We start from the raw sequence: 12,464 nt of genomic DNA, 5'->3' as shown, positions 1-12,464 counted from the left end.
TGACAGATGAATGGTAATAGTGCAAAAAACTATTCCAGTTCATCAGATTGGTGAAATCGCTAAGGCTGCCAAAGTTTACCCATTTTTTACCAAGGAACATCATTCATCCAATAGGCGATTGTTTAAAATAAATTTTTTTAATCTTATTACCTTAAGATTTTGATTTAATTGATAAAATTTTCAAAAATAGCTTTTAACAGGCAGATTGGCACACTAATTGAATTGTCATTATAGTCAGTTAAGACAACCAGCAACCGATAGCCAAAGCCTATCCGTTACGCTCTACCTTAAAACGGCAATCCATCTATTTTAGGAGTGACACATGTTAGACAAAAAAACCACCGAGCTAACCACGACTGAGCCTCAATTAAGCCGTCGTGCATTTGGCAGATCCTTGGTTGCCCTAGCGGTAACGGGCAGTATGATGTTGACAGGTTGTTCAAAACCGCAATCATCAAGTGATGCCAAACCAGCCAGTGGCACGTCAACCACTGCTGCCACCGGTAGTGCGCCTGCCCCTAGCAATGGTGATACCATCAAAGTGGGTATATTACATTCACTCTCAGGTACTATGGCAATCTCTGAAACATCGCTCAAAGACACCGCGTTGATGGCGATTGATGAAATCAATGCCAAAGGTGGGGTGATGGGCAAAAAACTTGAGCCTGTGGTTGTCGACCCTGCCTCAGACTGGCCATTGTTCGCCGAAAAAACGCGCCAGCTACTAACACAAGACAAAGTCGCGGTTATCTTTGGTTGCTGGACATCGGTTTCTCGTAAATCCGTGTTGCCTGTGGTTGAAGAATTAAACGGCTTATTGTTCTACCCTGTGCAGTACGAAGGACAAGAGCAGTCCAAAAACATCTTTTATACGGGCGCCGCGCCCAACCAACAAGCCATTCCTGCGGTTGAATACTTGATGTCACCAGAAGGTGGCGGTGCCAAACGCTTTGTGCTATTGGGTACTGACTATGTGTATCCTCGTACCACCAATAAGATTTTACGGGCGTTCTTAAAGTCTAAAGGCGTGGCAGATAGCGACATCATGGAAGAATATACCCCATTTGGCTTTAACAACTACCAAACCATCGTGGGTAATATCAAAAAATTCTCAGCGGGTAAAAAGACCGCCGTTATCTCCACCATTAATGGTGACTCAAACGTCCCCTTCTACCGTGAGCTTGGTAACCAAGGCATCAAAGCGGCGGATATTCCTGTGATGGCGTTCTCTGTGGGCGAAGAAGAACTTCGCGGTATCGACACCACCCCATTAGTCGGACACTTGGCAGCATGGAACTACTTTGAATCAGTCAAAAATCCTGTCAACATCAAGTTTGTGAATGCTTATAAAAAATACGCCATTGACCACAAACTGCCAAATGCCGATAAAGTCGTGACCAATGACCCAATGGAAGCCACCTATGTGGGTATCAATATGTGGAAACAAGCGGTTGAAAAAGCGGGCTCCACCGATGTGGATAAAGTCCGTGCTGCCATGGCAGGTCAAAGCTTTGCCGCGCCATCGGGCTACACGCTAACCATGGATGCTGAAAATCACCACTTACACAAACCTGTGATGATTGGGCAAATCCGTGCCGATGGTCAGTTTGATGTGGTTTACAAAACCAAAGATGCCATTAAAGCTGAACCTTGGAGTCCTTATATTCCAAAATAAGCCTTTCCAATAAGCTTGAATGAAGTTAACAATCGATGTTGTGACAGCCATACCGCGCATCAATACCCCAGCTGGTATGGCTTATTTTTTTGCCAAAATTTTACGATTTCACCTTTTATTGATTTAAACATTGATCCGTCACACCACCAAACAGATGACTAATCATAAAGACTAATCATACAAACTAAGGAGCGACCATCATGCTCAATGGTAATCATTCTCTCGGGCAGTTTTTGCAAAAAAGTAAAAAAATTGTGCTCGGCATGTCGCTAGCGACCACGGTGGGCATTGGCTTGCCAAGCGTGAGTAATGCACAGGCAAGTACCGCTTCGGCCACTACGATAACCAGTACAGTAACCACAGCAGCCACAAACAACGTAACCACAAGCACCATAGCCAGCGCAGGCGATGATATTCAAAAATTTGTAGCCGCCGATTTTGCGGGGCGTCAAGCCATGCTCAACAACTGGACAGGCACCAGCCAATCCTATGACAAACTGGTCGAGCTGATTAACAAAGACGAGCTGTACCGTGATGATGCCGGCAATGTCTATACCCTAGAAAACACCGACCAACTCTACCGCTATCCTACGCATACCTTGGTAAGCAATTGGCCAAGCGACCTAAACCAAGTCACACTCAATAACGCGCTGCGTTCGGCGTTGACCTTAGGGCAAACCAAAGCCAAACTCAAATCTGACGATGCCAGCGAGCGCCTTAAAGCGGTGGATATCCTAGCCGACAATATCGCCACACTCGATAAAAAAACCGTTGCCGATATTTATGCCAATGAAAAAGACAGTACGGTAAAAGCAGCATTGGCGCAACTGCAAGCGCGTATGGATTTGCAATCGGGCGATGAGATGACCCAGATTGCGGCATTAAAAACCTTGGCATCCAGTAACAGCCCTGATGTGTTAGCCGATATCGAAGGGATGGCAAAACAACCCAGCCATTCACCCGAGCTCAAACAAGCCTTACAAACAACCCAAGACAAAGTCAAATCGCGTATCAAAGCCAGTGAGTGGACAGGACACGTGTTTTCTGGCTTCAGCACCGCGAGTATTTTGTTGTTGGCGGCGTTGGGACTTGCCATTACTTACGGTCTATTGGGTGTCATTAACATGGCGCATGGTGAGCTCATTATGATTGGTGCCTATACCACCTATGTGGTGCAAAGTTTTTTTAAGAGCCATTTGGCAGGCTATGTCGATTGGTACATGCTTGCCGCGATTCCGCTGGCGTTTTTGGTGAGCGCCGTCATTGGCATGATTATTGAGCGGGTAGTGATACGTCCGCTATATGGCAGACAGCTAGAAACCTTGCTTGCCACGTTTGGGGTGAGTTTGATTCTGATGCAGTTAGTTCGCATGATTTTTGGGGCGCAAAACGTCGAAGTCTCCAATATTTCATGGCTAAGCGGCGCTGTCGCCTTGACCCCAAGCTTGATGTTGCCATACAACCGTATTGCGATTATCGGTTTTACCATTATCGTATTGTTATTACTGGTGTTTTTACTCAAATACACCCGCTTTGGTCTGTTTGTACGTGCTGTGACCCAAAACCGGCAAATGGCGCGCGCGGTGGGTATTCGCTCGGCGCGTGTCGATATGATGGCGTTTGGGCTCGGCTCTGGCTTGGCAGGTTTGGCAGGCTGTGCTTTGGCGCAAGTGGGCAACGTCGGTCCTGATTTGGGGCAAAACTACATCATCGATGCTTTCTTGGTGGTGGTGGTCGGCGGTGTCGGTCAAATTTGGGGGGCAGTACTGGCCGCCTTGGGTCTAGGCGTGAGTGGCACGGTGCTTGAGATTGGCATGGGTGCGGTGATTGCCAAAATTATTTTGTTGGTGCTGGTGGTGCTATTTATCCAAAAACGCCCACAAGGTCTGTTTGCCCTTAAAGGTCGCTTTGTCGAGTAATCATTGGAGAGTGAAAGAATGCGTATTTTACAATTATTTGCAGATAAACCAGTGAGTCGCTTAGCAATTATGGGCTGTTTTGCGGTATTGATGGTGTTGCCTTGGTTGCACTTGCTACCTGCCGATTCGGCGCTGCATTTATCCGCTTATTGGGTCACTTTGATTGGCAAAATCATGTGTCTGGCGATGGTTGCTTTGGCACTGGACTTGGTATGGGGATATGCGGGGATTTTGAGCCTTGGGCATGGCTTGTACTTTGCCCTTGGCGGGTATGCGATGGGAATGTATCTGATGCGCCAAGCATCGGGCAATAGCTTGCCGGAGTTTATGCGGTTTTTGAGCTGGGATAAAATGCCTTGGTTTTGGGCAGGCACGGACAACTTTGCTTGGGCGGCGATATTGGTCGTGCTGGTGCCGGCATTGGTGGCTTTTATATTTGGGTTTTTTGCCTTTCGCTCAAAAATCAAAGACGTGTATTTTTCGATTATCACCCAAGCCATGGTATTTGCCGCATCACTCTTATTTTTCCGTAACGAAACTGGGTTTGGCGGTAACAACGGTTTTACCGGGTTTAAAACCATCTTGGGCATGGACATCGCCGCTCCCATGACACGCACCTTGCTATGTTTTGCCACCGCATTCGTGCTGATGCTTGCCTACCTTGGCTTACGTTATTTGATGCACAAGCCTTATGGTCGCGTATTGGGCGCCGTGCGTGATAGCGAAAACCGTTTGCAATACCTTGGCTACCGTACCCTATGGTACAAGCTATCTGCGTGGGTGTTATCGGCGATTATCGCAGGGATTGCTGGCGCGTTGTATGTGCCACAAGTGGGCATTATCAATCCCAGTGAGATGAACCCTGTCAACTCGATTGAAATGGCGGTCTGGGTCGCCACAGGTGGACGCGGTACGCTGATTGGGGCGATATTGGGCGCAGGTGTGGTCAATGCGGTGAAAACTTACTTTACCGTGGCATATCCCGAAGCTTGGCTATTGATTTTGGGCGGGTTGTTTGTGGTCGTCACCTTGTTTTTACCCAAAGGCATTATTGGTCTATTGGACAACATCACGCATGGCAAAAAAACGGTCACGCCAAGCGTAAAAAATATGGAAACAAACATAGAAGCAAAAAAAGAATCATAGGCGGCAGGGGCTTCAGGGGCGGCAGCGGCGTCAGGCTGACCGCCTGCAACCAAATTGCTAGTTTGATTATACCCGATGACTAATACCCCATAAACACCCCATTAATAACACATCAAAGAGTCTGTTATGAATACAAACGATAATAATATCAATGACTTTGCTGAGAGCAACTACGGACGGCTAAAGTCACCAGAAGCGGATTTTAGCAAAGGCATTGCCCTATATATGGAAGATGTCAGCGTGTGGTTTGATAAATTTCGCGCCTTAAACAACTTATCTTTGTACATCAAAGAAGGCGAGCTGCGCTGTATCATCGGACCTAACGGTGCGGGTAAAACCACGCTGATGGACGTGATTACTGGCAAAACTCGCCCCACTGAAGGGTCAGTGTATTTTGGACAAACACACAATCTTGCCAGCATGACCACCGAGCAAATTGCCGAAGCTGGCATTGGGCGAAAATTTCAAAAACCCACGGTGTTTGAAAATTTTACCGTCATGGAGAACTTACTGCTTGCCGCACCCAAAGACAAGCGGGTCAAAAAAAGCCTGTTTAGCAAACTTGACCCAGATGCGCAAAATGCCCTTGACCAGACTTTAGCGACGATTCGCTTGGGTGAGTTTGTCAATAAACCGGCAGGATTGTTGTCGCACGGGCAAAAACAATGGCTGGAGATTGGGATGCTACTGATGCAGCGCCCCAAGCTGATTTTGCTCGATGAGCCAGTGGCAGGCATGACCGATGCCGAAACCGAACGCACCGCCGAGCTATGTTTGGAGCTCAAAAAAGACCATACCTTGGTGGTGGTTGAGCATGACATGAGCTTTATTGACACCATCAGTGAGCAAGTGACGGTATTGGCACAAGGGGCGATTTTGGCAGAAGGGACGCTTGCTGAAGTACAAGCCAACGACGATGTCATCGAAAAATATCTAGGGCGATAGGGGGATAGCGATGTTAGAAGTAAACACAATCAATCAATATTATGGCGGTAGTCATATTTTGCGCGATGTCAGTTTGACCGCGCCTGTGGGTGAGTGTTCTGTGGTACTCGGTCGCAATGGCGTGGGTAAAACCACACTGTTAAAGTGCCTGATGGGGGTTTTACCGATTAAATCGGGTCAAATTTTGCTCGATGGCAAAGACATTAGCAAATTATCGCCCGAAAACCGCGTGCGCGCGGGCATGGCGTATGTGCCACAAGGGCGAGATATTTTTTCAACCTTAACCGTAGAAGAAAATATCTTGATTGGCATGGCAAAATTTAAAGGCAGCAAAGCCAAAAAAGTCCCAAACCATTTGTACGAGATTTTTCCTGTGCTCGATGAAATGAGCCAGCGCCGCGGCGGTGACTTGTCAGGCGGTCAGCAACAACAATTAGCGATAGCCAGGGCGCTGGCTTCTGAGCCACGGGTGCTAATTTTGGACGAGCCGACTGAAGGGATTCAGCCATCGATTATCAAAGATATCGGGCGGGTGATTCGTCGCTTGGCTGACCAAGGCGATATGGCGATTATTTTGGTCGAACAGTTTTATGACTTTGCTGAAGAACTTGCCGACAACTATACGGTTATGGCACGGGGACAAGTCATTGCCCAAGGCATGGGCGGTGATATGCCAGAAAAAGGCATCAGAGAATTAGTGGCGATTTAGTAAATAGCCAAAGCTTGCGTAAATTAGCTTTTAGCCAGAGGGCTGTCATCTGGCTAAAATTTTGCTGATAAAAATTGATTTGTCAAAATTGATTCATCAAACAATGGGGATTACGCCTCATCAACGCTCACATGACTTTGGAGTAATCATTTTTGATTAGCCACTTTCGATTAATCACTTTGGACCAGTCATGGCTTCAGGTTTGACCCACTCATCAAATTGGGCGTCAGTCAATAAACCGAGTTCAACGGCAACTTGTTTTAAGGTTTTATTTTCTTTATAAGCAGTTTTGGCAATTTTTGCTGCATTTTCATAGCCGACATGGCGATTGAGCGCGGTGACTAACATCAATGAGTTGTGTAGGAAATAATCAATTTTTTCTGTCACAGGCTCGATGCCTACCGCGCAATGGTCATTGAAGCTGTCACAAGTATCGGCAAGTAAGCGAATCGATTGCAGCAGGTTGTAGCCGATGACTGGCATAAAAACATTGAGTTCAAAATTGCCCGACGCCCCCGCCATATTGATGGTGACATCATTGCCCATCACTTGCGCGACGACCATCGTCATGGCTTCAGACTGGGTCGGATTGACTTTACCTGGCATGATGGATGAGCCTGGCTCATTTTCAGGGATTTTAAGCTCGCCAATCCCACATCTAGGACCTGAAGCCAACCAGCGCACATCATTGGCAATTTTATTAAGGCTTGCCGCCAAGGTTTTTAGGGCACCTGAGGCAAAAACTTCAGCGTCTCTTGCCGCTAACGCTTCAAATTTATTGGGCGCGGTGACAAACGGAATTTGTGTTAAATCCGCTAAGGTCTGTGCGACAGTCTGCGCATAGTCAGGATGCGCATTGAGTCCTGTACCGACTGCAGTACCGCCTAAAGGCAGTTCATACAGACCCTGTAGCGCGGCATCTAGACGAATGAGCGCATGATCTAACTGACTGACATAGCCGCTAAACTCTTGTCCTAGCGTCAAAGGGGTGGCGTCTTGCAAATGGGTACGTCCGATTTTTACAATGCCAGCAAATTGCTCAGCTTTGCTTGCTAAGGTGTCACGCAGTTTTTGCACCGCAGGGATAAGCAGATAGACAATCTGACGCGCCGCCGCTACCCGAATCGCGGTGGGAAAGCTGTCATTGGTAGATTGTGCATGATTGACATCGTCATTGGGATGAATCGGCTGATAACGACCTTTGCCTTGACCGGCAAGTTCATTGGCGCGGTTGGCAATCACTTCATTCATATTCATGTTTGACTGGGTGCCAGAGCCTGTCTGCCAAACCACCAAAGGAAATTGGTCACGCAGTGCCCCGTTGATGATTTCATCGGCGGCCTGCACGATAAGGTCACGTTTGTCATCACTGATACGCCCTAATTTGGCATTGGTGATGGCGGCGGCTTTTTTGACCAGTGCCATGGCTTCAATCAGTGGCTGTGGTAAGGTTTCACCACCGATTTTAAAGTTATTGCGGCTACGCTCGGTTTGCGCGCCCCAGTAGGCATCTATAGGGACGTTGACGGCGCCCATGGTGTCTTTTTCGCTGCGAAATTGCTGGGTATCGGTTTGGTTGTCGGTTGTCATTATTGTTCTCTTTTTTAGTGAATTTTTTGATTCTCTCATTATCAAAGCGGCTGGTTATCGCCAGTTATGCACCAAAGCACAGGGTAAAGTTTAACAGAGTTATTACCCATAAAAGTTTGAGAATATGTGTCGTTTGTTATCTTTGTTAAAGTAAGCGGTAAGATGACGGGTGATACCGAAAGGTAGTTAACATTTTATTGCGATATGTTGTTGAGCTATCGTTTACCATGAACGAAATTTTGCCAGCGTCGGTAGATTTTTAGGGTTTCGATACGCTTTGGTTTGCTATCTAACACTGTATAAAGTTTACCTAACAGGTAGGTAGTAAAAAAATAATTAAAATAGCCATCGTTATCATTATTATCATTAAGCATTTATCATTAAGAAGCAATTATCATTAAGCAAATTTGACGGTATGAAAAAAACACAACAACTTCCAGATTTTAGTTCGGTCGGCACGCTATGGCGACCGTTTTTGTTTTTCTTGTTGCCTTTACTGCTGACCAACATCTTGCAATCGCTGTCAGGGACGATTAATACCATTTTTGTTGGGCAGATGCTAGGGGTGCAGGCGATTGCCGCCGTATCGGTGTTTGCCCCAGTGCTGTTTTTTTTGATGGCATTTATCATCGGTATCGCTTCAGGCTCATCAATTTTGGTAGGGCAGGCTTGGGGTGCCAAAGAGTTGGATTTGGTCAAACGAATTACCGGCAATAGCTTTGCAATTATTTTGATGTTAGGGGTGATGATTGCGATTGCAGGTAGCTTGCTCAGTCAGTTTATCATTGTACAGATGGGCGTCCCTGCTGAGATTCAAGGCTTGGCAAACCGTTATGCCAAGTTGATGTTGGCAGGAAGTCCGCTACTGTTTTTATTTATCGCTTATACTTCGTTATTGCGCGGGGTTGGCGATTCGGTGACGCCCCTGTTTGCCGTGGGTATTTCCATTGTGATTGGGATTGTGGTGACGCCTGCGCTCATTCAAGGTTGGTTTGGGTTACCCAAGCTCGATATCCAAGCCCCTGCGATTGCGACTCTATTATCACAGTTGTTGGTATTGCTGTTTTTGTTTTTTTATACCCGTGCCAAAAATCACCCCTTACAAATTGATACTCAATTGCTCAAATATATACGCATCCAACCCGACATCGCGCGTAAAGTGATTCGGTTAGGGTTGCCTACCGCGTTTCAGATGGTCACGGGCGCGATATCTGGCTTGGTGATTATTGGACTCGTCAATGGCTTTGGTACCAATGCCACCGCAGCTTATGGCGCAGTCAACCAAGTGTTGAGCTATGTGCAATTTCCTGCCATGTCGATTGCGATAGCGGCATCAATTTATGCCTCGCAAGCGATTGGCGCAGGTAAGGCGAGCGCCTTAAACTGCGTCACTCGCACTGCCATGATGACCAATCTCATTATTACGGGTGGATTGATTGTTCTGGCGTATCTTTTTTCCCGTTATTTGATGGCGATGTTTATCACGGTGGAAGGCGTGATTATACTAGCGCAACAGTTATTGCACATTGTGTTATGGAGTTTGCTTTTTTTTAGCAGTGGCATGATTTTTAGTGGCATGATGCGCGCGACTGGGATGGTGTGGCAGCCTATGTTTATCAGTATCGGCAGTATCTTATTGGTAGAGATTCCCAGTGCGATTTTACTCAGTCGTCATTTTGGACTGCAGGGCATTTGGTGGGCGTATGTGGCGAACTTTATAGTGATGAGCGTCTTACAAGGCTTGTACTACCAATTTTTTTGGAAGAAAAAAGCGGTCGAGCGACTGGTGTAAGCTTTGTTTTTTGTGCAAGCTTCATTCATTTATATAAACTCAATTTTTCTATGTAAGCTTGATTATTTCTAATAGCGACTTATCCATCATTGACGAAACGATGGATATCGAGGATGAGATACCATCAAATGGGGTTGTTAAAAATTTTGTCATGGTGGCGACCGCTATCAACCTAATCAATCAAGCCTAATGAATTAAAGGAATCAAACTGAAGCAATCAAAGTTATCTTTCTTTAATAGGTGGGCTATAATCAACGAACTATGCGGGGTTTTGCTGAGCAACTGGTATGGGAAATGCAAGCTTTCGGCTATACTGTGGAATAAATCATCTGACAAAAGTAAGCCATCTTTATGCCGACACCGACTATTGCTCACAACACCCATACGCCAAACTTAGATAGCGACAGTGAGATGTCGCTGTATCATTATCTTGCAGCAGCAGCGCTTGATATCCCAACCCCAACCGACCATCATGCCTATCTGACTTACAAGCTTAACGTCATCAAAATCCTTGTGCTCAATGCCGCCGAGCCATTGTACCGTAAAGCTTGCGGGCTGCGAGTCAAAGAAATACGTCTACTTAGACTGATTCATGATTACCCAAATATCACCTCAAGCGAACTTAAAGTAAAATTGGTACTGGATAAAACGCTGTTATCCAAATATTTAGCAGGGCTTGAGCAGCGCGGTATGATAGAAAAAATTCCCGATAAACAAGATAACCGTATTCAGCAGCTACGCTTGACGGCGGCAGGTGAGCAGGCGTGGCAAACTTGTGAGACGATTGGTCGCGGGCTTGAAGCAAAGTTTTTTCATCAGATGAGCGGGCAGGAATGGGATCAGCTGCATCATCTGCTTGATAAAGCCTTGAATTCATTAACGGATTGGCACAGCCAAGCCACATCCGATGGCTAACAAATCTTTTAGCTACCTAATCTGATAGCTACCCAATCTGTTGGCTAAGAGGCGCTTTTTTTCCAACCGGGTAAACGATAATTAAACGCCAGCGCGGCAATACGCAGCCCTGTGGTAGTGACGGTACTGATAAACATAATCACCCAAGCGGCAAGCGAGCTGTACACCGCCAAAATCGCATACACCCAGCCGCCAACCAACGCACACATGGCATACGGACGATGGTCAAAAAACGCGGTGGGCATCTCACCACAGGCAATATCACGCATCACTCCGCCAAATACCCCAGTGATAATCCCCATAATGACTGATACCGCCATCGGCATACCGCTTGCCAGTGAGGCTTGTACCCCAGAGGCGACGAACAAGCCCAACCCTAACGCATCTGCCAATTGAATCGCTGCAGGTGTGATACGAAACGGGCGGCGGCTATTGACTAGCATTACCACAATACAAAGCGCAAACACCAGCCATAACATTAGCTCTTGGGACACCCAAAAAAACGGACGACGCTCTAGCAAAATATCACGCAGCGTACCCCCACCATACGCCGATAAAAATCCCAGCACCGCTACCCCAAACATATCCATACGTTTGCGCACGCCTGCCAAAATGCCCGACAAGGCAAAAGCAATGGTGCCGATGACTTCTACGGCGATTCTAAGTGATTCACCCCAAGGTGCCAAATCAGTTAGCTGCATAGCATAAAAACCAAACAATCATAAAAAATCACATCATACCATACCCACCAAAATTACCGCCTACCAAAAACCCAAGGTATTTGCATTATCTCTGGCAAGGCAATTGAACTATAGCCACTCAATTGCCTAAGACAGGTTGATATAGATGGGAGCGCATTATTTCAAGAACGGTATATGCCAAAAACGGTATAACCAAAAGCGCGGTATAACCAAAAACGCGGTATAAATCGACAGGCGAGGAAACAGTCAAGAACCTGCCAAATAGCTCGATGTAGGTTGATTTTTAACTGTATAACAGTTGCTATTGCCAATAGCTCATCGGTGAGTCTTCAAGTTCATTTAGAATTTTTCTCAGCCCATCTGACCAGTGTTGGCGGATGCTGGCAAAGTATTCATCGTTTTCATCAATGCGATACCCTTGTGGCATCTGTAAGCTGTCATTGTGATAGACCAACACATCAATGGGCATACCGACGGATAGGTTGGAGCGGATGGTTGAATCAAAAGAAATCAGAATGGCTCGCATCGCTGATTTGAGTGATGCGTCATAATTCATGGAACGGTCTAAAATAGGTTTGCCGTATTTACTTTCACCTAACTGGAAAAAAGGCGTATCGGTCGTTGCTCTGATGCAATTGCCTTCAGGGTAGATAAAATAAATTTCCGGGGATTGCCCCTTGATTTGCCCACCCAAGATAAAACTGCTTCTAAACTTAGTATCCGTTTCTTGTGCGATGGTTTGGGCATGGATGGTGGTTTCTCGCAGGCACTCACCCACCAATTGCGCGGCATCATACAGGGTAGGGACGGTATGCAAGTTGCGCTCTTGCGCAAGTTTGATGGCGTTATCTAATTTGGTAAATACCGCTTGTGACGTCGCCAAGTTCCCCGCGGTTTGTAGCACCAAAAACCGCTCACCCTCAATGCCGTATTGATACATTTTGCGAAACATCGATACTTGGTCGACGCCCGCATTGGTGCGAGTATCACTGGCGAAAATCATCCCGTCTTTGAGTCTGATACCCACACAATAGGTCATGGTTGTTCCTTTTTAGCAAATACTGGTTTAGCA

General features: G+C 46.4%; 11 protein-coding genes. 8 read left to right on the top strand and 3 right to left on the bottom strand.

Translation table 11 applies throughout. The features are described from left to right. The first annotated feature begins 421 nt into the window (after positions 1–421). The 5 genes from urtA (at position 422) to urtE (ending at position 6,394) form a co-directional block, all read left to right on the top strand. The gene (gene urtA / locus RTS10_RS09495; protein ID WP_060996033.1) at positions 422–1,675 is read left to right on the top strand and encodes an urea ABC transporter substrate-binding protein; all 1,254 of its coding nucleotides are present in this window, start codon (positions 422–424) and stop codon (positions 1,673–1,675) included. Positions 1,676–1,938: 263 nt separating this feature from the next. Then, entirely contained in the window at positions 1,939–3,594 is a 1,656-nt protein-coding gene (gene urtB / locus RTS10_RS09490) for an urea ABC transporter permease subunit UrtB (RefSeq protein WP_409455600.1), read from the top strand. 18 nt (positions 3,595–3,612) lie between these two features. After that, a complete protein-coding gene (gene urtC / locus RTS10_RS09485) occupies positions 3,613–4,740 on the top strand; it encodes an urea ABC transporter permease subunit UrtC (protein WP_312540095.1) in 1,128 nt (375 codons plus the stop codon). Between the two features lie 126 nt (positions 4,741–4,866). Next, positions 4,867–5,685: an urea ABC transporter ATP-binding protein UrtD gene (urtD, locus tag RTS10_RS09480; RefSeq protein ID WP_076774723.1), complete on the top strand. Its 819-nt coding sequence runs from the start codon at positions 4,867–4,869 to the stop codon at positions 5,683–5,685. Positions 5,686–5,695: 10 nt separating this feature from the next. Continuing rightward, positions 5,696–6,394, top strand: coding sequence for an urea ABC transporter ATP-binding subunit UrtE (gene urtE / locus RTS10_RS09475; RefSeq protein ID WP_050325608.1), 699 nt, complete (start codon positions 5,696–5,698; stop codon positions 6,392–6,394). 174 nt (positions 6,395–6,568) lie between these two features. Here urtE and fumC read toward each other — a convergent pair whose 3' ends face one another. Next, the gene (gene fumC / locus RTS10_RS09470) at positions 6,569–7,984 is read right to left on the bottom strand and encodes a class II fumarate hydratase (RefSeq protein WP_312540094.1); all 1,416 of its coding nucleotides are present in this window, start codon (positions 7,982–7,984) and stop codon (positions 6,569–6,571) included. Between the two features lie 415 nt (positions 7,985–8,399). Between fumC and RTS10_RS09465 the strand changes: the two genes are divergently transcribed. From RTS10_RS09465 to RTS10_RS09455, 3 genes are all read left to right on the top strand, one after another. After that, positions 8,400–9,776: an MATE family efflux transporter gene (locus tag RTS10_RS09465; protein WP_312540092.1), complete on the top strand. Its 1,377-nt coding sequence runs from the start codon at positions 8,400–8,402 to the stop codon at positions 9,774–9,776. A 58-nt stretch (positions 9,777–9,834) separates the two neighbouring features. Beyond that, complete coding sequence (locus RTS10_RS09460; protein WP_312523157.1) at positions 9,835–9,966, top strand: hypothetical protein; 132 nt, start codon at positions 9,835–9,837, stop codon at positions 9,964–9,966. A gap of 161 nt (positions 9,967–10,127) precedes the next feature. Next, complete coding sequence (locus RTS10_RS09455) at positions 10,128–10,691, top strand: MarR family winged helix-turn-helix transcriptional regulator (RefSeq protein ID WP_312540090.1); 564 nt, start codon at positions 10,128–10,130, stop codon at positions 10,689–10,691. 44 nt (positions 10,692–10,735) lie between these two features. Here RTS10_RS09455 and RTS10_RS09450 read toward each other — a convergent pair whose 3' ends face one another. Beyond that, entirely contained in the window at positions 10,736–11,392 is a 657-nt protein-coding gene (locus RTS10_RS09450; protein WP_060995987.1) for a trimeric intracellular cation channel family protein, read from the bottom strand. Between the two features lie 301 nt (positions 11,393–11,693). Beyond that, positions 11,694–12,431 carry a proteasome-type protease gene (locus tag RTS10_RS09445; RefSeq protein ID WP_282841646.1) on the bottom strand — a complete coding sequence of 246 codons (738 nt, stop codon included), beginning with the start codon at positions 12,429–12,431 and terminating at the stop codon, positions 11,694–11,696. Positions 12,432–12,464 lie beyond the last annotated feature (33 nt).

It is taken from the genome of Moraxella sp. CTOTU47616, assembly GCF_032017465.1.
GTDB lineage: Bacteria > Pseudomonadota > Gammaproteobacteria > Pseudomonadales > Moraxellaceae > Faucicola > Faucicola tetraodonis.
This window is presented reverse-complemented; position numbering and strand designations above follow the sequence as displayed.